Source organism: Streptomyces sp. 3N207 (genome assembly GCF_052246355.1).
Classification (GTDB): domain Bacteria; phylum Actinomycetota; class Actinomycetes; order Streptomycetales; family Streptomycetaceae; genus Streptomyces.
Genome location: NZ_JBQQBV010000034.1, coordinates 1 through 24,248 on the forward strand (window position 1 = coordinate 1; position 24,248 = coordinate 24,248).

Annotated in this window: 14 protein-coding genes and 1 pseudogene; 3 read left to right on the forward strand and 12 right to left on the reverse strand. The window is 67.1% G+C overall.

Annotated elements, in window-relative coordinates; all coding sequences use genetic code 11:
- Positions 1 to 785: 785 nt before the first annotated feature.
- The 12 genes and pseudogenes from ACTWP9_RS33665 to ACTWP9_RS33720 form a co-directional block, all read right to left on the reverse strand.
- The gene (locus ACTWP9_RS33665) at positions 786 to 2,039 is read right to left on the reverse strand and encodes a glycosyltransferase (RefSeq protein WP_443250126.1); all 1,254 of its coding nucleotides are present in this window, start codon (positions 2,037 to 2,039) and stop codon (positions 786 to 788) included.
- Between the two features lie 25 nt (positions 2,040 to 2,064).
- Entirely contained in the window at positions 2,065 to 3,123 is a 1,059-nt protein-coding gene (locus ACTWP9_RS33670; protein WP_443250127.1) for a class I SAM-dependent methyltransferase, read from the reverse strand.
- Positions 3,124 to 3,145: 22 nt separating this feature from the next.
- A complete protein-coding gene (locus ACTWP9_RS33675) occupies positions 3,146 to 4,438 on the reverse strand; it encodes an acyltransferase family protein (protein ID WP_443250128.1) in 1,293 nt (430 codons plus the stop codon).
- Positions 4,439 to 5,071: 633 nt separating this feature from the next.
- Positions 5,072 to 5,251 carry a hypothetical protein gene (locus ACTWP9_RS33680; RefSeq protein WP_443250129.1) on the reverse strand — a complete coding sequence of 60 codons (180 nt, stop codon included), beginning with the start codon at positions 5,249 to 5,251 and terminating at the stop codon, positions 5,072 to 5,074.
- A 499-nt stretch (positions 5,252 to 5,750) separates the two neighbouring features.
- Entirely contained in the window at positions 5,751 to 6,176 is a 426-nt protein-coding gene (locus tag ACTWP9_RS33685; RefSeq protein WP_443250130.1) for a hypothetical protein, read from the reverse strand.
- Positions 6,177 to 6,466: 290 nt separating this feature from the next.
- Positions 6,467 to 6,910 carry a hypothetical protein gene (locus ACTWP9_RS33690; protein WP_443250131.1) on the reverse strand — a complete coding sequence of 148 codons (444 nt, stop codon included), beginning with the start codon at positions 6,908 to 6,910 and terminating at the stop codon, positions 6,467 to 6,469.
- 386 nt (positions 6,911 to 7,296) lie between these two features.
- Positions 7,297 to 7,827 carry an ATP-binding protein gene (locus ACTWP9_RS33695; RefSeq protein WP_443250132.1) on the reverse strand — a complete coding sequence of 177 codons (531 nt, stop codon included), beginning with the start codon at positions 7,825 to 7,827 and terminating at the stop codon, positions 7,297 to 7,299.
- A 372-nt stretch (positions 7,828 to 8,199) separates the two neighbouring features.
- The gene (locus ACTWP9_RS33700; RefSeq protein WP_443250133.1) at positions 8,200 to 14,538 is read right to left on the reverse strand and encodes an SDR family NAD(P)-dependent oxidoreductase; all 6,339 of its coding nucleotides are present in this window, start codon (positions 14,536 to 14,538) and stop codon (positions 8,200 to 8,202) included.
- A 187-nt stretch (positions 14,539 to 14,725) separates the two neighbouring features.
- Positions 14,726 to 16,057 carry a beta-ketoacyl synthase N-terminal-like domain-containing protein gene (locus ACTWP9_RS33705; RefSeq protein ID WP_443250134.1) on the reverse strand — a complete coding sequence of 444 codons (1,332 nt, stop codon included), beginning with the start codon at positions 16,055 to 16,057 and terminating at the stop codon, positions 14,726 to 14,728.
- A gap of 91 nt (positions 16,058 to 16,148) precedes the next feature.
- Positions 16,149 to 16,358 (reverse strand): DUF5988 family protein, encoded by a 210-nt coding sequence (locus ACTWP9_RS33710; RefSeq protein WP_443250135.1) that lies wholly within the window; start codon positions 16,356 to 16,358, stop codon positions 16,149 to 16,151.
- A 1,648-nt stretch (positions 16,359 to 18,006) separates the two neighbouring features.
- A pseudogene (locus ACTWP9_RS33715) lies at positions 18,007 to 18,120 on the reverse strand (IS701 family transposase); the annotation flags it as partial.
- The gene (locus ACTWP9_RS33720) at positions 18,120 to 18,428 is read right to left on the reverse strand and encodes a cold-shock protein (RefSeq protein ID WP_443250136.1); all 309 of its coding nucleotides are present in this window, start codon (positions 18,426 to 18,428) and stop codon (positions 18,120 to 18,122) included. The gene ACTWP9_RS33720 and the pseudogene ACTWP9_RS33715, both read right to left, overlap by 1 nt.
- 878 nt (positions 18,429 to 19,306) lie before the next feature.
- On the opposite strand from ACTWP9_RS33720, the gene ACTWP9_RS33725 reads away from it, so the two are divergent.
- The 3 genes from ACTWP9_RS33725 (at position 19,307) to ACTWP9_RS33735 (ending at position 23,734) form a co-directional block, all read left to right on the forward strand.
- Entirely contained in the window at positions 19,307 to 19,987 is a 681-nt protein-coding gene (locus tag ACTWP9_RS33725; protein ID WP_443250137.1) for a GntR family transcriptional regulator, read from the forward strand.
- A 1,059-nt stretch (positions 19,988 to 21,046) separates the two neighbouring features.
- A complete protein-coding gene (locus ACTWP9_RS33730) occupies positions 21,047 to 22,327 on the forward strand; it encodes a hypothetical protein (RefSeq protein WP_443250138.1) in 1,281 nt (426 codons plus the stop codon).
- A gap of 552 nt (positions 22,328 to 22,879) precedes the next feature.
- Positions 22,880 to 23,734 carry an IPT/TIG domain-containing protein gene (locus ACTWP9_RS33735; protein WP_443250170.1) on the forward strand — a complete coding sequence of 285 codons (855 nt, stop codon included), beginning with the start codon at positions 22,880 to 22,882 and terminating at the stop codon, positions 23,732 to 23,734.
- The last annotated feature ends 514 nt before the right edge of the window (positions 23,735 to 24,248 follow it).

Sequence of the window (24,248 nt, forward strand, 5' to 3'; positions counted from 1 at the left end):
TCAGCGTCAACTCGGCATCTGATCTTCAGTGCGCGCAGCCGCCCATCAGCAACCCCCCAGGCCGCGCGGCCACAAGCCGCACTGAACCCCTCACGCCGAACCACTGAAAACCAAACGCCAAACATCAGCTGCATTTGAGCTGAGTGCTCGAAAATATTCAACACGCTCTCAGGAACAGTCACCTTCCCAGTCCCGCAACGGGATTCGAGAGCCGGGGCCCATACAGTGCCCGGCTACCGGACCCCAACTGGCCCACCTCCATCAGGGGCCGCGCCTTCCGCCGGCTCTTGTGCACTCCAGCCGGTGACATCGGGCAGTGGGCCGTCCAGGGAGCACCGACCAGCTCCGGGCAGACGTGGCCGGACCGAGGGCCGGAAGGCACTGCTGCCGGCCTGCCGGAGCTGCTCACTCGTGGCGCCGTCGACGGCCTACACACGCTCAGCACCTGGTCTTCAGCGCACGCAGCCGCCAAACAGCAACCCCCCAAGGGACACGCAGCCACAAGCCCCACTGAAAACCAAACACCAAACCACTGAAAACCAAACACCAAACATCAACCACCGCACCCCGTGACAGCCGATCTACTGCGCCGCAGCCACCCGGCGCCGTCCCCGCGGCCGGGGCCGGCTCGGAGGCGATCAGGCGGCTGTACTCGCGCAGGGCCTTCGCGCCTAGCAGGCCGCTCTGGTAGAGGCCCGTGAGCCCGGGTGGGCGCCCCGTGACCCTGGCGGTTGCCGAGGTCATCAGCCAGTACTCACTCCTGAATCCCCTGGGGGTTGTGTCACTCAGCCACTGTGGCCCACGAGCCGCTCCACCGCCGCCACGACGTGGCCGGCGCCGTCCTCGCGGCGGACCGCCGCCGACACCTGGCGGGCACGCCGGGCATAGCGTTCCTCCTGCACGGCCCTGCATACGGCCTCGGCGAGTGCCGGGGCCGTCAGCCGCCGGAAGGGCACCACTTCCGGACTGACTGAGAGAGCGGCCAGGCGCGACGCCCAGAACGGCTGGTCCAGCATGACTGGAATCGGCACTGCCGGGACCCCCGCGCGGAGTCCGGCCGCCGTCGTTCCGGCCCCCGCATGGTGGACCACGGCCGCCATGCGGGGAAACAGCCAGGTGTGCGGCACCTCAGTGACCGTCAGCACGTCGTCACCGTCGATGCGGAGCCCGGCCCACCCGCTGTGGACGACACCGCGAACGCCGGCCAGCTTCAGGGCGCGTGCCACGAGGTGTCCGAGTCGGTCCGGATCGCTGGGCGACATGCTGCCGAAGCCCACGTAGACGGGCGGGGGTCCGGAGGCCAGGAAGTCCCGCAGCCGCGGGGGAGGTTCCCAGCTGGGCGGTTCGGCGGGCCACCAGTACCCCACGACGTCCATGCCCCGGCGCCAGTCGGCGGGGCGGGGTACGACCGCTGGGGAGAAGCCGTGGCAGACGGGCCAGACTGATCCGCGCCGCTTGACGGCATCGCCACGTACGTCCAGCTTCCGCCGCAGGTGCCGCACTCCCGGCGCGAAGGCCGCTGCCAGCGCCCCCTGAGCGCACTGTCCGGCGATCTGGTTGCCGACCGGCCCGAACGACGGTATGCGGGCGATGACCGGTGGGAATTCCCGGGTTGGTGCCAGGGGCTGCAGGAAGACCCCGAGGCAGGGCAGTCCCAGCCCTTCTGCTGCCACGAGTCCCAAGGGGGCCAGGCTGCCGGACACCAGGACAGCCTCCGCTCCTGAGGCGCAGGCCCCGGCGACGGCGTCGGCCATCTGGGGCGCGAACTCGCGTGCCAGCCTTATTTGCTCGACGGGCGACAGGCCGGTTCGCCTGGCGCTGCCGGAGTTTTCGCCGGACCGGGTGGTGTCCGTCTTCGCTGCGGCGCAGGGGTCCAGGGGGAGCGGGTGGAAGTGCAGGTCGCTGCGGTGTACCAGGTCGGCCGAGCGTGGGTCCGCGGCGAGGGTGACGTCGTGCCCTGCGGAGCGCAGACGGGCCCCGAGGCCGGTGTAGGGGGCGACGTCCCCTCGTGAGCCCGCTGTGGCGATCAGTACGCGCATCCGTGCAGTGCTCCTCTTTGTGGTGTCAGTTCCGGCGTGCGATCACCCGGTAGGCGTTGGAGAGGCTGGTGCGTCGTGCGAACGGTGCCAGCAGGCTGTCGAGTCCGAACAGCACGAGCAGCACGGGTGCGGCGGCCGCCAGGGCCAGCGCGCGGACCGATCGGGTGAGCGGTCCTGGCCGCTGCGGTAGCCATGGGACGTCGCCGCTGGGCAGGAGGGCTGTGAGGGCGTTAGCCGCGGCCGATGTCAGATCGGTGGGTACGTGCGGCCCTCGCCGGTCGGTGGCGATCACCGTGAAGCCTTCCCGGTCCAGCGCTCGGCAGAGGTTGTCCCGGGGGATGAGGTGCAGGTGCTGCGGCTGGAGCCAGGGCCCCCACCATCTGCCGAGCATTCGGGCGGCGGACGACCGTGGATCGGGGACCTCGACCACGAGGTGACCGCCGGGCTCCAGCACAGTGTGCGCGGCCCGCAGTTCCTCCCGCGGCGCCGTGGTGTGTTCCAGGTAGTGGAACATGCTCACCACGTCGTACCGTCCGGCCAACCGTGCGGCCAGGCCGGTGAAGGAATCCTGGTGGGCTACGGTAACGCGTCCGTTGCCGAGGGCGAGTTCTACGCCCTCGCCCCGGTCGAGCCCGTGGAAGACGGTGTCGGGGTGGATCCTGCGGGCTTCGGCGCAGAAGTGGCCGTGGCCGGTGCCCACGTCCAGCCACTGGGAGGGTCGGGTGAACGGGACAAGGGCGCGGGCCCTGGAGCGGTAGAGCCGTTTGGCGGGCGGCGAGGAACCGAGTCGGGCCATGGTGGCCTCGCCGAGGCCCTCGTAGCAGTCGCGGTAGTAGAAACGCAGGCCGTCCTCGCTCAGGCGCGGGTTCTGGAAGAGGTGTCCACAGTCGAGGCACTCCTCGACGACGAACGTCCCCGGCTTGCCCTGCAGATGGTCGCGGGTGCGCAGACGTACGCTCAGATGGGGCGAAGCACACCAGGGGCAAGTGGTGCGCCTCGGCATGAAGAATGCCTCCAGCCCGCGTTCCAGCTCCTTCGCGTAGAGGGGGCGGCGCGCGGCGACCCGCTCGGCGTGAGCACGCATCGAATCGTCCCTTCCGTGCCGCCTACTCGGCCGCTGTGGTGCTCGGTGAGTCCGACGGTTGCCGGGGCGGCATGCTGTCGAGGGGCGCGTTCCCTTCGGCGGCACCGTCCCGGAAGCCCTCTGGCCGCACGGGCCCCGGGTCGGCCTCGGAGTCGGCTGGCGCCCGGCGCAGGGACCAGCGGCGTACGCACGGCTTCTCGACCCCGGCGTACAGCGCCCAGGAGGCGGCGAGCACGAGGGGCAGTGCGCACAGGATGGACACCGGCCCGCTCCAGCCCCGGTGGGTCAGGGCCGCGAACGTCGGTGCCAGCACCAGGAAGTGCACGAGGTAGGTGCCGTAGGAGATCTCGCCGAGAAAGACGATCGGGCGGGCCCGCAGCAGGGAGGGTCTCTCCCGCAGATCCAGCTGGGCAACGGCGTGAATGAGCAGGACGAGTGGCAGCACGGTGGCGGCCGCGTACATGAACCGGTGCGGCAGGGCGAAGCTGTGCATGATGAGGGTGCTCACCACGCCCAGTGCGGCAGGGAGCACACCGATGCGCGGTAGTCGGACCCCCTCCTGCGATATCCGGGCCGCCAGCATGCCGAGGACGAACTCCGGGAGGCGGCTGAGCGGCAGCATGTGCAGGAACCAGTAGCCCTGGAAGAACGAGCCGGACGGGTTGACGACGGCCCCGCAGAGCGCCGGGAGCGCCCACACGGCCGCGACGGCGGCGACGGCCCCGGCCAGCAGCCCTCGCCGCGACAACCGTTCGACGTAAGGGCGCAGTACGGGGAAGAGGAGATAGAAGAAGCCCCCGGCGGCCAGGGACCAGGAGACCGGGTTGCCGGCCGACACGAATGTGTGGCTGGGCACCCACGTGTTCACCAGGAAGAGACTCGACAGGTGGGCAGTGATCCCCGTGACGGTCCGGGTGGACGCCGCGCCGGCGCACGCGAGCGCGGCTACGACCACGGTCCAGGTGACGATGTGGTTCGGGAGGATCTTCGCGGCCCGGCGCCGCCAGAAGGCGCGTGCTGTATCGGAGGGTTGGGAGGAGTGGGTGAGCACATAGCCGCTGAGGATGAAGAAGAGCGACACCGAACACCCGCCCACCCACACCTCAGGGCCTGGGGACAGCACGAGGTAAGGGTCGAGCAACAGCATGCTGTGCGTGTAGATGACGCCACCCGCGGCGGCGAATCGGAGGCCCGTCAGGGACGGTAACCGGGCCGGACGGTCATGGTGTACCGGCGGCTCCGGTTCCAGGAGTCTGGCGAAGGCTCGGCCGAGCAGCGTGGCGGCCTTGGGCGGCAGCCCGAGGAAGGAGCCCATCTGTGGCCTCCTGGGAGAGAACTGCCCAGCCGAGGCCGCTTCCCGTGGCACACGGCCTACAGGATCGCGGGAGGTCGCCTGGAACGGATGACAGAGCTGACAGGTCTCCGTGCACAGGAATGGGCGATCTCTTGCGCGGACAGGACCATTGACTCACCGGAGTCCACCACGCGCCTAGGGCGTCGGCGCATTTTTCACCCGTTGGGCCCAGTGTCTTGAGTCGCTGATTCGGTCGGATGTCCGGTGAGGCGTTCGAGGAGCTCGCCTGCCTCTTCATCCGGGCCCAGGGCGCGGGGTCTTCCTTCCTTGGTCTTGATCCGGATGCGAATGTCTCCCCACTCCAGACCCTGGATGTGCCCTGCGGATGCCTCGCCGTATCTGTTGGTCGCCAGCGTTGTGAATCACCGCTCGATCTGGTTGAGCGGTGGAGGTGCTGATGGGGGGAGTGCACGTGGGCGCGTGGCCGGGTGGCCAACCACCGTTGAATGGCAGGGGGTCTTGTGGGTGGAGGCGTTGCCACCGATGAGATGGACATCCAGCACCGGGCACCTGATTCAGCAAGCGTCCCGTCCGGTTCATTCCAGGCGGCGGACGGGAAGCCGTGCGTGGACGAGTGACAGGCCACGGCTGTCCTTACTGCGGATCGCGTAAGACGCTGTGGAGCGGTCGCGCTCCCGGGTGTTTCTTCTGCTGGTGCAGGTGCAGCACGTTGGCGAGTACGGCTGCCAGCTCGGTCTCGTCCCGGTTCTTGGCGAGACTGATCATGTTGCGGAGCTGCTGGCAGAGTGTGCAGGGCTGTTGCTGCCGGTCCACGCGCTCGGTTCTCCTTCGGCGGAAAGGTGCAGGCGCAGGGCGCCCTGCCTTCTGGTGAGGGGTGGGTAGTCGCCGTTGGGTGTCGGCTCGGTGCTGACCGTGATGGCGGTGAACGCCGCAGAGGGCAGGGAACGCGTTCGGCCTCGGCCACTGTGCGCAGGGCGGCGGCAGCTTCGCGGTGGTGGATGGTGTGTTCTTTCATCCGGGAGCGGCCGAGGTTACGGGAGATGCGCATCGTCATGGTGTTCACAGCCACGCCCTCCGTACGACACGGAAGCGTTTGGGCACTGCAGCGTCGTAGTCGGCTCGCTCCGCGGCGGTGGCCGGCCGCAGGTTCGCCAGGCGGGCGGTCCACTCGGCACCGTGCGGTCTCACGAGCCGTACCTGATCGCTATCGAGGACCATCTCTGCACGCGGCCTACCCACGCGGGCTCAGGCGGCGTCGTCTGGACGGTCGCCTCGTCGGCCACGTAGTCACCGCGCTCGACCGTCTCCGGCTTCATGCGCAGACCTGGGCTGAGGCGGGCTTGTGGGTGATGGAGACGAATGCGTGGTGATCCGCGAGCCAGTCCTGCGCCTGCTGCCTCTCGTCAGCCAAGGACAGCCGCGTGACCCGGGTGCGGGTGACGACGCCCTGCACCATCCCTGCCGAGAGATGCCCGGCCGGCTCGGGCCAACGCCCACCCTTGCGCAGCGGCACATCGAGCAACCCTCGGTCTAAGACCGCAAGGGCCACTCTGCAGTCGCATGCCACGGCGTAGTGCCGCGGCTCGGGCAACAGCAACTCGGGCTCGGCCTCAGCAGACAGGCGCAGGTACAGGGCAACGCCGGGCGGCCACAGCGCGCACTCGCAATGGTGCGGTGTCGAAGGGGGGAACTTGGTGACCGGGCCATACAGCACTACTGCCGCTACACGACGTGACATTGAAGGACTGTAGGCGACATTTTCGTGACCCAGCGCAGCGCACGCCGGGCCGTTGAGGGGCGCAGCGGGGTTCGACGGGTCGGCGCAGAGCCAGGCAGCCGTCGGCTGGGCTGCGCTGGAGGTGGAGCGGCAGGGCCTTCCCGTGCCGCTGGTGCCCATGTGGCGCTGGCAGCCCCGCCCGTGCGCAACTCTTGGCAACTCGCGGTTTGCTGCTTCGTCAGTCCATCCGAGTGGCTGTCCCGTGCCTTGTAAGGAGGTTCTCCGGCGGATGCGTCGCAGCCCGCCTGGTGTCACTCCGGCACACCCGCTGCGTAGGCGGCGCGGAACTCCTGCGTTGCTGCGTAGACACAATTCGGTACTGGCTGCTGCTTCCCGCCCTGGAGTTCCTGCGATACCACCTCGGCCGAAGCCAGCATTCGCGCCATCCGGTATTCGTCGATGACGGCAGCGAACTCTTCCGGAATCCTTCGCTGATCCACCACACCGGCGACAACCAGTTGGGGGTAAGTGCCCCCGAACGTCTGCAGCCTTGACCAGCCCAGAGACCGGGCAGCCTGGCGCATTGCGGAGCGGATCAGGCCCACTCCTCCCAGGTCCTCGGCTTCATCGACATCCAGCCGCAGCTCGTACCATCCGCCGAATCCGCCCCCGCCTGGCGGACAGGACTTTTTCAATAACGGCACAAGGACAGCAGCAAGGTGCTGATGACGAGGATCCCGAGTAAACAACGGCATGTGCTGACCCTAGGCAGATACTTCGGTGGAACGCCGTACTTTTCGGGGCCTGCCACCCGCATAAGTGACATTCCTCAATGTGCCGCTGCGGCAGCGGAATTCACGAGTCGCTAACGACACTTGCATCACTGAAACACCATGGCTGTGCAGGCATCAGCAGTGGCCCCCTGATGCCCGTAAAGGGCATGCTCAGTCAGGATCACGAGTTTGCCTACTTCAGGAAATATCACGGTGGCAGGGGCTGGTTGTGAGCTTCTCGTGCGGGCGGATGTGGGGCGGTTGCCGGCTGGTTCCCCAGGAGGAGTGGGGAACCAGCTCCCGCGGAGTACCGGTTGCCGGCAAGCCTCATGGCCCCGGTGCGAACTGGTCTGTCGCCTCTGCCTGCGTTATGCGGCCTGGGTATCCTCTGCTTGTGTGTCCGAGTACGGGATGACCGCCCAGACTGTGCAGCTGTTCTCGGTGGAGTCCAGACGGAAGCCCCATCCGCGGACGATTTCGGCAACGAGCGCGAGCCCCCGGCCGTGGTCGAGAACGGCATCAGGGGGTTTCAGCCGGGGCACGGAAGGTGTCCCTCCCTGGTCCTGTACCTCCACCAGCACGTTGGTGCCGTCTTTATGGAGGCGGCTGGTGATGACCATGCTGTTTGTGTGTTCGACGGCGTTTGTTGTGAGTTCTGAAAGCGCCAGTTGCACCCCATATCGTGCGCCCTCATCCGGGATGTTCTGGGAGTCCATCCACAATCGGGCCAGGTGCCGGATGACGGGGACCGAGCGTTTGATTCCTGGTACGGCGAACGCAGCGGTTGGGCCGCTGAGCTGCAGGCTCTTGGCTACGTCGGGGCTGGGGATGCCACGCCATTCGTTGACCTCCCGTAGGGTGAAAGAAATGGTGGGTTCCTGGGAGACGGTCGGGTTCACGGGAGTTGCTCACTTTCTCCGGCGATAGCCGGCGCGGATTTGATCTCGCCCTATGGCTTAGGGATGCACGGCATTGACAACGGCTGAACGGGCCGAAGCAGCACGGGCGGGTCGGTTCTGAGGCGTGCGCCCGCGCCCGGAGTGCTCAAGGTGCGACGGGAGTGGGCACAGACGGGACCCAGGTCAGCTGGCGCCCCTCTGGGCTCACGGCCACCCATGCGCCTTTTCCTGCGGGCCAACACCGAGGGCCCGGGGAGCAGTCCAATGTGAAGGTTTGCGGCCGGTTCAACGGACAGTGGGCAGCTGCTGGGCACCGCTGCCCGAGGGGCGATCCGGCTTATGGGACCGGTGATCGCGGTCGGACCCGGTCGGTTACAAATCCAGGCCCATGCGCTCGGCCAGACCATCGGCCAGTGCCGAGAGCGTTGGGTGCTGCCATACGAAATTGTTTGCCAGTTTCACTCCTAGTTCGGTTTCCAGGCGCACCCGCAGCTCCATGGAGAGCAGGGAGTCGAAGCCGAGGACCTTGAAGGGGGTCTGCGGGTCAAGGGCACTGCTTCCCAGGCGCAGGACAGCGCGGACGTGGTCGGCCAGGTAGGTCTCCAGAATCGTGCGCCGTGGAAGGCCTGGTTCGGCGCTCTGGAGGCGACTGGTGATGTCGGAGTCGGCCAAGGGTGCTTGCTGTGCTGTTTCCTCCCGCGGTGCGAGGAGACTGAAGAAGGAGGACTGGCGTACGGCGGGCAGCACCCAGCTGTCCGGCTCACCGGGGATGACGCCGGTGTGCACACGGCCGTGGGTCAAAAGGGTGCCGAGGGCCTTGAGTCCTTTGTCGGTGGGGATCGTCTGGTAGCCACGGTCGGCGAAGTCGGTGGCGACGCCGGTTTCTCCCCACGGTCCCCAGTTGACCGAGAGGGTGGGCAAGCCGTGGCTGGACCGCCAGGCCGCGAAGGTATCGAGCCAGGAGTTGGCCGCCGCATACGCCCCCTGCCCGGGGTTGCCCAGTAGTGAGGCCATGGAGGAGAAGACCACGAACCAGTCCGGGGGCGAATCGGCTGTGGCGTGGTGCAGGTTCCAGGCGCCGTCTGTCTTGGGCGCCCAGACGCGGTGCAGCTGCTCTTCCTGGATGTTGAGGACCGTCGCGTCGTCGAGGACCATCGCGCAGTGCACGATTCCGCGCAGGCGGGTGTTGCTCTCTGCCACGGCGTCGACCAGGCGTTCGGCGGTCTCGAGGTCGGAGATATCACCCAGAACGACTCGGACCTCAACTCCCTGACTGGCCATCTCGTCGATCGCCTGCGTTGCTTCGGGGCTGGGCGGTGTGCGTCCGTTGAGGATGAGGTGGCCCGCTCCCTGTTCAGCGAGCCAGCGGGCAGTGGCCAGGCCGAGTCCCCGCAGCCCGCCGGTGATGACGTACGCCCCGTCCGGATGCACTGTGCGCTGCTCGGTGGGCAGCACGGCTGTGGTCTCGCCGTGGTCGGGGACGGTCAGGACGAGTTTCCCGATGTGGTCGGCACCCGCCATCGTGCGGAAGGTGTCGGTGGCCTCGTCCAGGGGGGAGGTGGTGCAGTGGAACGGTTTCAGGTGGCCCGCGGCGAACTCCTCCAGAACCTCGCCGAAGACCGCCGTGAAGACGTCCGGGCGCTGCTGCTGGAGTTCGATGAGGTCGACAGTGCTCATCGTGATGTTGTGCCGGAAGGGGGCCAGCCCGACCGGGGCGTCGGAGAGGATGTCCCGCATGCCCAGCTCGACGAAGCGGCCGAATGGGCGAAGGGCTTCCAATCCTGCCCGGATCGCTGCTCCGGACAGCGAGTTGAGGACCACGTCGACGCCCTGGCCATCGGTGGCTGCGAGGGTCTGCTCGGTGAAATCCAGTGTGCGGGAATCCATCACTGTCTCGATGCCCATGCCATGCAGGTAGCGGCGTTTTTCCTCGCTGCCTGCGGTGGCGAGTACCTGCGCTCCCAGCTGCCGTGCCACCGCGATGGCCGCGAGTCCGGTGCCGCCGCTGGCCGAATGGATCAGAACGCGTTCGCCCTTCGCCAGCCGGGCCACGTGGCGCAGGGCGTACCAGGCGGTGAGGAAGGCTACGGGCAGCCCGGCGGCCTGATGCGGCTCCAGGTCTGCCGGTACGGGCGCCACCACGGTTGCGGGGACGGTGACGTAGGAGGCGAAGGCGCCGCCGTTCAGCGTGGCGGCAAGGACGTGGTCACCGGCGTGCAGGTGGTCGACCCCTGGGCCGACCGCGGTTACCTTGCCGGCGCACTCGTAGCCGATGCGGTAGTGCACGTCATCACCGCCCGGCAGCAGGCCCATGGCGGTGAGGACGTCGCGGAAGTTGACGCCGGCCGCCTGCACCTGCACCTGCACCTCACCGGGTCCTGGTTCACGGCGGTCGGTCACGGCAAGCTCCAGGCTCGACAGGTCGCCGGGGCGTGCGATCCGGAGGCGGAATCCGTCCCGGCCGTAGCTGACGGCGCGGGTGAGGGCCGGGGAGCGTTCTGCCTGGCCGGGCGGAGCGTAATCGAGGCGGGCGACCAGTCGCTCGGGCCCGCGCAGCGCGACTTCGTCCTCCGGCGCGTCCGACAGCAGCTCGCGAGCGGTCCGGGACGCATCCGGTGCTCCTGGCCCGGCGTGGGCGTCCAGCAGGACGGTCCGGATCTCCGGGTGCTCCATCGCCAGGACACGTACGAGTCCCCGCAGGGAGCCTTGCCCGAGGTTCACGGTGTCGGTGGGTGTGGCTTTGCAGGAGTGGTGCGTGATGACGTACAGGCGGGGCGGCTCGGCCCGGTTCGCGAGCGTCTGGGCGATGTGCAGCAGCCGTTGGGTGCGTTTGAGTGCTTCGCTCGGAGGCTCGGCCGTGGTGGGTGAGGGGCTGCAGAGCATCGCCACGGCTTGGCGCGGAGCGGGGTCCGCAGCCAGGCGTTCGTCCAACGACGCACCGAGCAGCTCCAGCCGGTCGTCCCCCAAAGGCACGTCCCATACTTCCGTTCGGGCACCGGCCGTTCGCAATGCGGTTGCGAGGCCCTCGGCGGTGTCGTCTCCCTCTCCGATGATCAGCCAGTCCCCTGGCGGGGTCGACGGGGCGTTCGGGGAGCTCGGGGTACGGTGCCAGGTGGGTTCCAGCAGCCACCGGTCGGACTCGTCCTGTTGTCGTGCGGTGCGGCGGGAGAATTGGACACCGTCCAGGGCCAGCACGGGTACCCCGGACTCGTCCAGCAGGCGGGCGTGGCCGACGGTGCGGTCGGGGGTGGTTTCGGAGATCCGGGTGTGGCAGTACACCGCGGTCGCCGGGTCGCCCAGGATCCGGGCCGCGCGGATCTGCACCGGCAGGACCAGTCCGCCATCGGTGTCCTCCATCAGTCCGGCCACCACCATCTGCAGGCACAGGTCGACCGTGACCGGGTCGATGCGCAGGTCCTCGGCCCCGGTGCGGGTGGATGACGGCGCCGCGATGCGGGCCCAGAAGCTTGTGCGGTCCTGGGTGGTGTGCAACTCGGTGATGCCGTTGAAGGCCGGCCCGTGTTCGAGTCCTCGGCCGCGCAGTCCGGCATACAGGGATTCCGGGGCGAGTTTGACGGGGTGCCGGAGCGCCAGTGAGGTGATGGAAGCGGGCCTTGGCCGGGCGGGCAGCATGAGCGGGCGCAGTACGGCGCTGGCGTGCGGGATCCACTGTTCATCCGGGCTGCGTCCGAAGACGTCGCATGCGGCGCGGTCGGGAGCAACCATGGTGACGGTCGCGGTCAAGCCGGTGTGTTCGCCGAGGCGAAGCAGGTCGTGAAAGGCCATGTCGGTGACCTCGACCTCGTCGGCCGCCGTACCGAAGGTTTCGCAGGCGGCGTTCAGCGCGATGGCGTATGACAGGGCGCCGGGCATGACCGGGGTGCCGAACACCCGGTGGTCGCTCAGCCATGGGAGCACCGCAGTGCCGCAGTCCCCCTGCCAGGAATGGCGCACCGGGTCACCGGGCAGTTCTCGGTGCTGGCCGAGCAGGGCACGGCCGGCGGCGGCTTCGTCGTCCGGTTCTGCCGGCGGGCCCTGGGCTGCCTGGACCCAGTGGTGTTGGCGGTCGAAGGTCATCATGGGGACGTCGGCCAGGTCGGCGCCGGTGTGCATTGAGCTCCAGTCCACGCTCACGCCTGCGCAGTGCAGCGCCACCAGCTGGGTCCGGAAGGTCAGATCCTCCTCCTCGTCCCGCCGCAGGGTCGGCAGCACGACCGGGTCGTTGACGAGGGGGGCGAGGTTCTGGCTGAGGGCGTAGGTGACGACGGGATGCGGAGAGATCTCCGTGTACACCAGGTTGCGGTCGGCGGCGGCTGCCGTCACTGCGGAGCTGAACCGGACTGGCCGGCGCAGGTTGGCGCACCAGTAGTCGGCGTCGAAAGTGGGCTCCTCGCGTGGATCTTCCAGCACGGTGGAGTAGAACGGGATCTGCGGCTGACGTGGTGTCAGTTCGGTGAGGAGATCGCGGAGCTCCGGCAGGAGCGGGTCGACGTGCGAGCAGTGGGAGGCAACGTCCACCGCAACCGGCATCGTCGGCACCCCCCGCTGTTCCCAGGTGGCCATCAGCCCCGACACCTGTGCGGCGTCGCCGGCCACCACGGTGGAGCCGGGTGCGGCCAGGACCGCCACTGACACCGCTTCACCGCTGTGGGCGGTGATGTCGGCCTGTACCTGTGCGGGGTCCAGGCCCACGGTGGCCATTGCGCCTTGGCCGGCGATACGGCTCAGCAGGCGGGAGCGGCGGCAGATGACACGCACGCCGTCCTCGATCGTCAGCGCGCCGGCGACGACGGCGGCGGCGACCTCTCCCATGGAGTGGCCGATGACTCCGGCTGGTTCGATTCCATAGGAGCGCCAGGCTGCGGCCAAAGCGACCTGGAGGGCGAACAGGGTGGGCTGTACGTGGCCGCAGCCGCTTACCGGCTCCTTGTCGCGTACCAGTTGGAGGACGGAGAAGCCGGCTTCGTCGGCGATCAGAGGGTCGACCTCGGCCAGCGCGGCGGCGAAGACCGGTTCGCGCTCCAGAAGGGTGCTGCCCATGCCGGGCCATTGGGAGCCCTGGCCGGAGAAGACCCACACCGGCTGGCGGGACACCGATGCGCCGACCTCGCCGGAGACGGCGGCCGGATGTGCCTGGCCGGCTGCGAAGGCCGTGAGTGCCTCGGTTACGTCTGCCCGCGTTCGGCCGACGACTCCCAGCCGTCCGCGGCCGGCGTTGCGGCGCAGGGCCAGGGTGTGGCAGACGTCCTGAAGCGGCACGGTGGCACCTTCGCCGTCCAGCCAGTCCGCGAGGCGCCGGGCGGCGGCGGGCAGCACATTCCGAGAGCCCGCGGGGACGAGGACCACGGAAGGCGCGGTGGTGTCACCTTGTCTCAGCCGGGCGACGGGGTCCCGGCGTCGGCTGGGCGGGGCCTGCTGCAGGATCACGTGGGCGTTGGTTCCGGAGAAACCGAAGGAGGACACAGCCGCCAGCCGGACGTTGGTGTCAACCGGCCAGCGGGTCATCTCGGTGGGCACGAACAGCCGGGTGTCCGCCGCGTCGATGGCCGGGTTCCATCGGTCGAAGTGCAGGTTGGGCGGGATTTGTCCGTAGCGGAGGCACAGCACGGCTTTGATCAGGCCGGTTACTCCGGCGGCGGGCTCGAGGTGTCCCAGGTTCGTCTTGACCGATCCGAGGGCGCAACGGCCCTTGCCGGCTCCGTAGACCTCGGCGAGGCTGGCGAACTCAATGGGGTCGCCGACCGGTGTGCCCGTGCCGTGGGTTTCGACGAGGCCGACGTCGCCGGGGTCGGTACCGGAGCGGTCAAGGGCCAGGCGGAGCAGGTCGCGCTGGGCAGCGGGTGAGGGTGCGGCGAGCCCATCGGACCGGCCGTCCTGGTTGAGCGCGGAGCCACGGACGATGGCCAGCACCCGGTCGTTGTCCCGTACAGCGTCGCTCAGGCGTTTGAGGACCACGGCGCCGCAGCCCTCGCCCCGCACAAAACCGTCCGCCGCGGCGTCGAAGGTGTGGCAGCGGCCGGTGGGAGAGAGCATGCCCATCCGGACGAACGACTGGCTGATCCTGGGCTGGAGCATCAACGTGACCCCGCCGGCGAGGGCCAGGTCGCACTCGCCTTGCTGGAGTGACTGGCAAGCCAGATGCACGGCGACCAGCGAGGAGGAGCATGCCGTGTCCAGGGCCACACAGGGGCCACGCAGTCCGAGGAGGTAGGAGATCCGGCCGGCTGCCACGCAGTGGCCGTTGGTGAGGATGGAACCCTCGAGCTCCTGGGGGTGGCCCGCGAGGCCGTCCATGTAGTCGTTGTAGCTGAGCCCGGCAAAGACACCGGTTGCGGATTCAGCGAGCCGGTCGTGCGGCATTCCGGCATGTTCCAGAGCCTCCCAGGCCACCTCGAGGAGCAGCCGGTGCTGGGGGTCCAGCACGTCGGCCTCACGGCCCGATACGCCGAAGAAGTCCGCGTCGAAGCCGGATACGTCCTTGAGGTAGCCACCGACCAGGGGCGTGCCGTTTGCTCCGTGACCGCTGGCGAAGGCGCTCGGGTCCAGCAGGGCCTTGCGTTCTGCTGGGGGTTCGCTGATTGCGTCCCGCCCCTCGGTGAGCAGTTGCCACAGGGCTGCGGGGGAGTCGACGTCGCCCGGCAGGCGGCAGCCCATGCCGATCACAGCGATGGGCCCTGTTTCGTTACTGGGTGTGTGCGCGTCGCGAGCCATCGGATTCCTCTCGTCTGCAAGCGGGAGTCACCCACAAGGGCGGCGGTCCCTGCCTGCTGCAGGAGGGCGAACACGGACGTGCCTGGCGCGGGCGGGCCCGCTGCAGGCAGCAGGGCAAGGCCCGGGGCGGGTGGAGGCAGGGCGCGGTAGGCGGCCGGTCATCTCGTCCGTGCTACGCCGGAGATGTTCAGGAAGCTTCAGGGCTGCCCAGGAGGATCGCGCTCTTCACGCCGCCGACCTGGTAGTTGAAGCTCAAGGCGTAGTCGAAGTCCAGTGGGCGGGTCTGCGTTCCGGGGACGGGATCGAACGGCACGTTCTCGGCCGGCTGCTCACAGTTGGTCGTGGGGCACACTTCCCCTGTCTGCAGCATCAGCAGGGTCAGGGCTACCCCGAGGCACCCGGCCGGGGCCCCGTTGTGGCCGAAGCAGCCTTCCTGCGAGGTCATCAGGAGATCTTGGACAGCGGCCGGCCCGTACAACTCCGTGACGGCGTTCACCTCGAACGCGGTGACTACGACATTGCCGTCGCTGCCGCCGTGCACATATGGCACCTGTTCGATCTGCCAACGGTCATCGAGACAGCTCCGGACGGCGGTCACCAACTGGCTTCCCGTGTCGTCGCATGCGAGAGGATTCGCCAGTCCGTCGCGGGTCGTTGCCTGGGCGAGTACCTGACCGTAGGGATGGCCGCCTCGCCTGTCGGCGTGCTCGCGGCTCTCCAAGATGACGGTCGCGGAGCCTTCACCGTGGTTGATGCAGTCGGCGCGCTGGTCGTAGGGACGCATGAGGGCGTCGAAGGACGGAAGGAGTGTCGGCATTCCATCTGAGCGAATGGCGTCGTAGGTGCTTTGTGCGCCGCGCAGCAGGCGTTGGATGTTCCGGATCAGATGAACGTTGAAGATGTCGACCCCGGTCACTACGGCGATGTCAACTTGTCCTTCGGCGATCATCCGCCGGGCGATGCCAAGCTGCACTGCAGATGATGCACATCCGCAAGAAACCGTGAAACACGGTCCGCTGGAACGAGTCAGAGCGCCCTGGACCAGGGCCACGTCGGAGGGGGATACGGCTTGTTCCGCAGCGACGAACATTTCCATGGCGTCCATCGGGGACGTCGACTGCGCGTCGGCGCGGAGGATCGACAGGTAGCTGTCGATATTGGCGTCCACCCCTCCGCGGCCAACAAGCAATGCCGCCTTGGTGAGATCTCCGGCCCGGAAGTCCAGATCGGCGTCATTGCATGCCTCCACCATCGACAGCAGCCCGAATTTGTGCGCATTCGTATAGTGGGCGGAGAAGAACGGCGGGACGTCTGGAACACGCTCATTGAACATCTGGTCGGTCAGCTGTACCGATCCGTAGTAGACGTCGTCCTGCGCGAGGCAAGTGACGCCCTGGGACGCGACGCGCCACAGATCTTCAGCGGTGAAGACCGGGCGGACAGGTCCCGGCAGGCAGAAGCCCATGCCGGTTACTACGGCATCCTGCGAGTGGGGACCGCGGTTGGCCGTGCCGTTCATGAGGTACCTGCGTATGCCGTCACGTTCGTGATCGTCTTTGCCATAAGAGATTTCTCTTCCTTGTCGTTCGTCGTTGGATCCGGGCGGTCTGCTACTCGGCGATGAAGGTCCGGTAACACCATTGGTATACGGGCAAAAGTTGCCCGTCGTACTCTTCGTAGCCCTGGGTGAGTTGATAGTGCTCGTAGCCGTTTCCACGCAGTACTTTTACTTGTGGGATGTCATTTCCACGTGGGACTTCCCTGATCCTGGGAATGTCGTCCGGCCCGCCCTCGAGAATGACCTGTACGTACGTTTCCATGAATATTCCGCCTATCCTGGAAAGTCTCGGAGTGGAGAGCGGATCGCTCCGGTCCCTTCATGTGTCCCGGCCGCGGCGGGCTGGCAGCCCCAGGAGGGCACAACAGGGCGGTGAGCCAGGGGAGGTGCCGACTTCTGCGCCGGGGGCCAGAACCTACGGAGTGGAGATCTCGTTGCCCTGTGAAGAGGGGCGGGCGCATCGGGGCCCTGACGGGACGTCCACCGGTCGGCGAAGCGGGGGCTCCGAGGAAGCGTCTTCGTCAGGGACTCCGGGGCCCAGGCCTGGGGCGGTAGCTTTTCGAGAAGTGGTGACTGTGCCAGCGATGGCGGACGTCGGCTGGGCTGCCGAAGAGGCATGCTGGGCCTGCGAGGGGCTGGGCCGGCCTGCAGCGCGCACAAGAGATGCCGTCAGGCGTGATCGGGGACCGAACCGCCGGCGCCATGAGCGTGAGAGCGCTCGTGCAATGTGGACGGACTGCACCGGTAGCCGTGGCGTGGGGCCATCGCTGGGCGCTGGGCGCGGAGGGGGGGAGGGGCCGGGCGGGGGCTGGACCGACGGGATCGGACTTAGAGCCCTGGCGGTTCTCTCCAGCTTCGGAGGAGGGTGCGGCCAAGGGGCTCGCCCGGCATTCGATGACGGCCGAGGTAGGGCCAGGTCTCGGCTACCGCACCGCCCACACGATCGACTTCGAAGGTTGGACATGCGATGCGCTGACTCGGCGATGTTCGCCCTTGGCGGGAGAACTCGGGCATACGTCCCGACCGGAACAATCCCAGTGCGCGCGCGGTGTCGATCGTCAGCTACGCCGAACACTGGCCCCGGCATGTCGCTTACCTGCCAAGCACCCGCAAAGATGGTAAGAGCACTCACTGGCGCCCCCCAAAGCTGGAGAGGAGAGGGGGTCGCCGCCCCGGCCGATGCTGGTAAGCAACACCGGCCGGGGGGATCCAAGTCCTCGCCCGGGGGCGCCCATTATGGCAACCTCTCACCGTCGACCGGCAATTCGGCATCGAGGCCGACATGAGATGAGGTGCCACTCCCCCGGAGAGGATGGGCAACCCACCGGTTGGACGTGCACAACTATCGAGGGGCTCGCATGTCCTAACAACCCGTCTCAGTGATATTCACTCAAATGGCCCAAACGCCGAGATTATGATCGTTGCTCTGGCTCCACAACGGTTTTCCGAGTGCAGAATCGCTTGAGATCGCAGGCGGGCATGGTTTCTGCATCCTGCATGCTCAGCCCTCATTTCTTCAATCCCAATGAGTCTGTCCTGAGCGTGGGTACGCCGTCGGTCAACACGGGCGGCAGATCCAAGTAGGCTGCGTCACCAAGTGCTTTCTCGGCACCTTCGGTTCTCCCGCTGACCTGTGGATCCGGCACCCAATCCGGGGTGGCAGGGGCACCTGCCAAAGGCTCCACATCGATCGGGTTCCACTGAGTGGTGTAGCAGCGATCTACGCGCAGCCCCCGAGCTGGACGCGGTGGCAGAGAAGAGACGGCCCTGTCGGCCGCTGCAGAGGAAGTGTCGCTTCCGTATATGGGCGGCGAAGCCGCCACGGCATTGTCATCAACACTCCCATCCGCTACGCATGTGGCCATTGATGTTGGAGACGTTGCCGCGTGGGCGGGGGTCGACAGCCGGAGTTGCGGCAAGTACAGGTCCCGGTCTACCAAGGTCCTGCCCCGGCTGGATGTATAAGCAGCGAACACCACGACCTGGCAATTCTCGATGTGTCCTGCGGCCCCGGAGTACTGCCTCAACGACATGCCCCGACCCGCCGGACGTTATCGGCACGGGTCCCCCGTGAGTCCTCGGTGACGTCGAAGATCACCTTGTCACCGGCCCGTAGGCCACGTATGCAACAGCACCCCAGGATGGCCGATGAATGCACGATGACGTCCGGTTCTCCCTCCCCATTCTGTGCAATGACACCCCACCTTCTCCGCCGGCTGAACCACTTCACAGCGCCACTGGACACTCCCCGGCACCTCCTTTCCAGAGCAGAGTCTGGAGCACGACTCGTATCGGAGTCCCGCGGTTCTCGCAGTGCTCGTCGTTCACCCATTCGAGTGGCCCAATCCGGAGCAAGCTGGCGGCTTGGCCCCCAGCGATACCGTCACGGCGCGCCTGCGGTAGCCCGGCCTCCTCCCTGGGCGAAAGGGGCCGGGGAACCTGTTCGCTTGCATGTCCACATGCCGCGTCGCGTGAGGAAAGCATGGTGGGACCGGCACAACAGGGAGCTTCACCGCCGGTTGTTGGGGTCAGCCTCCGGCTGTCCTGCTGGCAGTGGCGTATCCGCGCAGGAAGACGACCCCTGTGAACTGGTCGCTACGCGTGCATATTTCACGCACCACCCCGCGGATTGGGATCGGGGAATCGGCGCTTGTGTAGATGCGGTGGCCGGTCATTCCCTTGCAGCAGCAGAACGTACCGGCGGTTGGAACCGGTCACGCCGACCGAACCGATCCGTCAGCGTCTGAACTGGGTGGGCGTGGTGCACCGATGAGGGCCCAAGGTCATGTATGCGACGCCGAGAAGCCTGGTGACCAGGCGGGGTCGGACATTAGTTGGTTTCGCGACGGGAAGATGGGCAGGGACCACGTCTGCGGCAGGACGTCCTGAATTCCGCGTCCTCGGACGATTCAAGATGTGACAGTCAGTCGCCATAGCAGCACGGCGCGCTTATTGTACGTTCCTGCCTCCCGTTTGGTGGCAGGAACGGCTGCATGGCCGCGATTCCCTCTGGACGAGGAGTACGCGTGCCATCATTTGAGGTCAAGGCGGTCGGAATCACCGCCCGAAGAGCAGACAGTTTCAGAGGTGCTGCACGTGTGCCGCCGGTCTCTGGGCGTCCGCGCACTCGTGTCCGTAGCGGCACCGACGCTCCAGGGACACGCCATACCCGTACGTTGATCAAGAGCGAGGAAAGCTGTGCCTAGGGCTATGACGGCATACCGGCGTGTCGCCGACACATTGAGGGAACAGATCCATGCCGGCACGCTCAAGCCCGGGGACCGTATCCCCAGCCTGTCGGAGCTGCAGGAGCACTTCGGCGTCTCCGACACAGTGATCCTGGAGGCGCGCAAGATCCTCGTAGCCGAAGGGCTGCTCCAGGCACGTGCAGGGGACGGTACCTACGTACGGGAGCGGACGGCGCCGAAGCGGCTGGTACGTGTCGAGGCTCGCCCCGGGGAGGCGCCTTTCCGGGTTGAGGAAGATGAGGCGGCGCTGTTATCGGAAGTTGTGGAGAAGACAGGAAAGAGGGCGGTGTCGGGCGAGGTTGCTCGACGGCTGGGCATCAAGCCCGGTCAGAAGGTGTTGAGGCTGCGGCAGGTGTTTTGCCATGGGGATTCCCCGACGCAGCTGGTGACCACCTATGCGGCCAAAGCTGCTGACGTCATGGCGGATGCACTGTTGTGGGAGGACGAGCTGTCGGTCCGTCCGGCCGCAGATGCCGAAGGGCGGTCCCTGCAGGGTGCCGCCGGGCACCCTGCCACTGTTGTGACACGGACCGACTTCGCTCAGAGCGGCCGGGCTCTACGAGTGGTGGAGACGGTGATGCTGGCTGAGCGGTTCACGGTTGTCTACCGCGCCGACCGCCTGCGCCGAATGTGTGTCGAATAGACACAGCGCTGGGTGACGGATCGTTTTCCCCAGTCCCTTTACCGGAGCTCTCGGTCCTACGACGCCGGTCTGCCGGTTCTCAAGCTTCCCCAAACTGACAGAGCGATTGTGCAAATGCAAGTGCAAGTGCAGAGCGCTTCCGCAGATGCAGGTGCAGACGGCGTTACCGATGCAATTGCAGACAGTGACACGACGGAGTGAAGATGGCCGCTGGATAACTTTCCCAGTCTCAGCGGAGGTAGGCTCACCTCTGGCCATATTTGAGATCACGAACGTCACGGCTACTCACAACCTAAATAGCCGGTGCTCCTTGTTCCTCAGGGGATCAAGCCTTCCGGGGAACAATGTCCGGACGCCGAGACCGTGGAAGAGGAGGGTCGAGGCATCGTGATCGGTAGTGCCTGCGTGACCGCTGAACGGCACAGGAGGATTCGCCTGGGTAGCGCGCGAGCATACCTGCCGCCGATGGTGGGTCGTTTCATGTCTTCAATTGTCCCAGCCTCTTGCTGGCCAATTTCAGATCGGCCTCGTCCGCCACCGCTTTGCAAGTGGATGAAAAGGGCTGACACCTCGTCGGAGGAGCGCTTAATGACGTGATTTTTTCGCGGACAGTGACTGCATAGCAGTCACGAGGTTGTCCGCAGGCCGCTGCACCCGAAACTGAGTGTTTCGCCGACACCTAGTTTCAAGTGCGCGGCCTCCTGCTACGGCTAGTCAGCCGGGTGAGTTCGCAGCTCAACCGGTCCTACTCGCCAGGGCCCTTCCGGTCCGGTCGCTACTCGAACCGGCCCATGGGACTTCATCACCTTGTCGGGTGTGGAGACGTCTTCTTCACCAACACGCCTTTCAAGTCAGGGGAGAAGGCTGTCAACTCTTTGGTAAGCCTCGCCCCATTTTTGCGTGAGAGGCCGACGAGCAGATTTTCGGCTTCCCATGTTGCTGTCTTCCGGAGAGGTCGACGATTCCATCATGCAGCATAGCGCTGTCCTTTGCCAGGTCAACGCGCATCGGAAGAGAAGTGATGTATCATCCAGCGCCCCGGCGGAGAGCATGCCCGTCATGCCGCGTACGGACCTCGGGTCCGGCATCTCGGCTTTGCATTTCGAGAAGGTCCGCAGGCGCGACCAGGAGGTTGTCCGCACCTGCTCCCGCCACGCTGAACCACGGGCCTGGCTACGCGCAATCACCTGGCTTGTCGACGCCGGACTGCATCCGAAACACCTGCACCCCCAGGCCCGGTCCTCCGCGATGCGCATTGCCCGGGAGTTGGCCCGGCGCATGGACTACAGCCGCGGCATTGTGCTTTACGACCTCAAGGGCACTGCCGCACGCCTGAACATGTCGGTGTCCAACGTCAAGCGCCACGTCTCCTACTTCAGGGAGCTCGGCGCGCTGGTCTGGCTCGAACACGGCAGCAGGCGAAACCTCCGCTTGCCAGGTCGGAAATACGCTGCCACGGCTACCATCTACGCGGCGACCATCCCGCCGGTCTATGACATGGCAAAAGGGCATCGGCTGCGCGGCCAGGGCTACGAATCGAGCGTCGTCGGTGTCACGGAGGCCGGCCGCGAACTGGCCGTGAACCAGGCTGCAAAGAACGCTGCCCAGAAGTCCGGAAGGAGACGTCTTGCGCCCCCTTCTCGTGGGACTTACCCCAACGCACCTGTCTTTGGGATGAGTGGGAAGAATAACCCTAGGCGCGGGGCGCGTGCCGAACGGAGTAAGCCGCCGAGGAAGAGCATCCTGGGCCGCCGGGTGACCTCATCCATCTACCAGGCCGCCGACAGGCTGGCCAGGCGGCTGCGTGCGGTGCATGGCTGGACCCGGCGAGCCCGGATCAGCGAGCTGTCATGGGTCCTGGTCGACAAGATCGCTGAGGGGTGCGGCGAGCAGCAGCTGCACCAGTGGCTGCTTGAGATTTCCCCCTCGGTCCTTGTGGATCTCGACTGGCGACCGCGGCGGCCCCACCTGTACATCGCCAGCCGACTACGCCGCGAGTTTGAGCAGCGGCAGTGGGAGGCCACGCTGCAGGCGGACTGGGAGCAGGCCACCGCGCCGAACGACGTCTTCGCCGATGCGCTGGCCCAGAGCCGGTCGGCGAACGCCGACGACGTGCTGCCGGCCTTCGACAGCCTCTCCGACATGGATACCAAGACGCGGGCGCTTCTGGTGTCCGAGGCGTGGTCGGCCTACAAGCAGGACGGTGACCCGTCCCTGGTGACTGCAGCCTATGAGATCCTCGGCTCGGCCATGGCCACGGAGCTGTACGGCGCCGAACTGGTCAGCAAGTGTCTTGCGCTCAGCTCGAATTCCGGGAATCCCCGGATGCGTCTGCACTGATCGTTCTCACAGGTAGCTTGTGCGATCGAGCAGCTCATGGGCGGGCCGGAGCGGCTGGCAGTCGGGGGATCTGCCGGGACGGGCTCACGTGGTGGTTCGCCACCCAATCCGCAGGTGTACGCCGATCGGGTGACGGTGCGTCACCGTTCTTGTCACCGTGTTGACCCTATGGGTTACTGAATGCGTCCGAACCGGTGGGTTGCCCATCCCTTTCCGGGGAGCTCGGCAGCGACCCGCCCGTTCTCGCTCTACGTGCAGAGCGGCCGCAGTCGCCCCCAGTTGGACCGCGGCGAGTTCTCCTTCTACGGCCAGGCCACCACATGAGGTCTGTCCCCGGTATCGGCAGATACACCCCGCGCCATCCCCGGGACGCTCACTGCTCGAGCCTCCCACCCAGGCCAACAGCCGGCGCCAAGGGCCTTGCCCTGAGCGTCAGGCTGCCGCGAGCACTCCATGGCCTTCGACAACGGACCGCGGCCGATGGCCCACGGCACGACTTGGGCCCGGCACTGGTGGAATCACTTCAACAGGAGGGCATTCATGTCCACACCCATGCTCCCGAACATCGGCTCCCATCCTGTACTCAACGCGGCTGGCCAGAACCCTTTTTGGCCGTTTCCCCCTCTTCCGCCCCAGCCGCCCGTGCTGCTCGCGGCTGTCCCGACCAGCGGACCCACGACCGGTGGCAACACTGTTCTCCTCATCGGCATGGGTCTGAACAACATCACCAGCGTCTCATTCGGCGGTAACCCGGCCATCGTGCTGTCGCAGGACTTCCTCGGCCTCCTGGCGGCGGTCTCGGCTCCGGCGCATGCTGCGGGCACGGTTCCTGTCACCGTCACCACCGCCGCCGGCACCAGCAACGTGGTGAACTACACCTACCAGGGCCCGGTCCTTCCGCCGACCGTCTCGGCGATCAGCCCGACGTCCGGTCCGGTCGCCGGGGGCACGCCCTTCACGATTACCGGCGCCAACCTGGCCGGCGCCACCGTCCTGTTCGGCGGTGTGCCGGCCGTCGGCGTGACCGTCGACCCGACCGGAAACTCCCTGACCGGCGTGACTCCCCCCGGACTCGGCGCGGGTAACGTCACGGTCACCGTCATCAGCCCCGCCGGCACCGCCAACGTCCCGGGTGGGTTCACATACGATGCCGTGGCCCCGACCGCGGCCACCATCACTCCCAACTCCGGCCCCGCCGCGGGGGGTACTCCGTTCGTGATTGCCGGCACCGGTCTGCAGGGCGGCAGCGTGACCATCGGCGGAAGCCCGGCCACCGGCGTGACCGTCGATCCGACGGGCACTCTGCTGTTCGGTACGACCCCCGCAGGCGCCGTCGGCAACCAGCCCGTCGTCGTCACCACCTCGGGCGGCAGTGCCACCGTCCCCGGCGGCTTCAACTACGCGTAAGCCGCCGGTCAGCCGCCGCAGCGACAGTGGTCATGCGCCGATCCCCGGCGAGCGCGCGGCGGTAGCGCCGGCCTCCGGATCCCACTTCCCGGAGGCCGGCGCCTTCTCCCTCACGGGCGTGGTCCACCCGGCTCCCCTGCCGGAGGGCCGTCATCACCCCCACAACTCAACGTGGTCCGACAGCGCCGTTGGGAGCGCCGGAGGCACATCGGCTCACAGCCGGCACCGGTGGCCTGTGGTGAGCTGCGTTTCCCCCGGCAGGGGAACGAGGCTCGCTCCAGAGGACTTGGAGGAGTACGAGGAGCATGGCCACGGGCCGGAACCTGGCTCCGCCCGCAGTGGCCATATGGCCCGGGTGCGCGCGGTCGTTGATTGAGCGGGGTTTTTACCAGCGTGGGCTCGGCTATTCGGGATCACAAACGTCTCTTCCCGCTCACCTGAGCGCTGTGTCGTATTCGCAGTCAGCACACCGGCGGGAGGCCAACCCTCTTGCCGGGAACTTGCAGTATGGAAC

Excerpts from the sequence above, each read along its gene's own strand:
- ACTWP9_RS33665 (WP_443250126.1), bottom strand. The coding sequence starts at position 2,039 with ATGCGCGTACTGATCGCCACAGCGGGCTCACGAGGGGACGTCGCCCCC.
- ACTWP9_RS33670 (WP_443250127.1), bottom strand. The coding sequence starts at position 3,123 with ATGCGTGCTCACGCCGAGCGGGTCGCCGCGCGCCGCCCCCTCTACGCG.
- ACTWP9_RS33675 (WP_443250128.1), bottom strand. The coding sequence starts at position 4,438 with ATGGGCTCCTTCCTCGGGCTGCCGCCCAAGGCCGCCACGCTGCTCGGC.
- ACTWP9_RS33685 (WP_443250130.1), bottom strand. The coding sequence starts at position 6,176 with ATGTCACGTCGTGTAGCGGCAGTAGTGCTGTATGGCCCGGTCACCAAG.
- ACTWP9_RS33690 (WP_443250131.1), bottom strand. The coding sequence starts at position 6,910 with ATGCCGTTGTTTACTCGGGATCCTCGTCATCAGCACCTTGCTGCTGTC.
- ACTWP9_RS33700 (WP_443250133.1), bottom strand. The coding sequence starts at position 14,538 with ATGGCTCGCGACGCGCACACACCCAGTAACGAAACAGGGCCCATCGCT.
- ACTWP9_RS33705 (WP_443250134.1), bottom strand. The coding sequence starts at position 16,057 with ATGAACGGCACGGCCAACCGCGGTCCCCACTCGCAGGATGCCGTAGTA.
- ACTWP9_RS33710 (WP_443250135.1), bottom strand. The coding sequence starts at position 16,358 with ATGGAAACGTACGTACAGGTCATTCTCGAGGGCGGGCCGGACGACATT.
- ACTWP9_RS33720 (WP_443250136.1), bottom strand. The coding sequence starts at position 18,428 with ATGGGTGAACGACGAGCACTGCGAGAACCGCGGGACTCCGATACGAGT.
- ACTWP9_RS33725 (WP_443250137.1), top strand. The coding sequence starts at position 19,307 with ATGACGGCATACCGGCGTGTCGCCGACACATTGAGGGAACAGATCCAT.
- ACTWP9_RS33730 (WP_443250138.1), top strand. The coding sequence starts at position 21,047 with ATGCCGCGTACGGACCTCGGGTCCGGCATCTCGGCTTTGCATTTCGAG.
- ACTWP9_RS33735 (WP_443250170.1), top strand. The coding sequence starts at position 22,880 with ATGCTCCCGAACATCGGCTCCCATCCTGTACTCAACGCGGCTGGCCAG.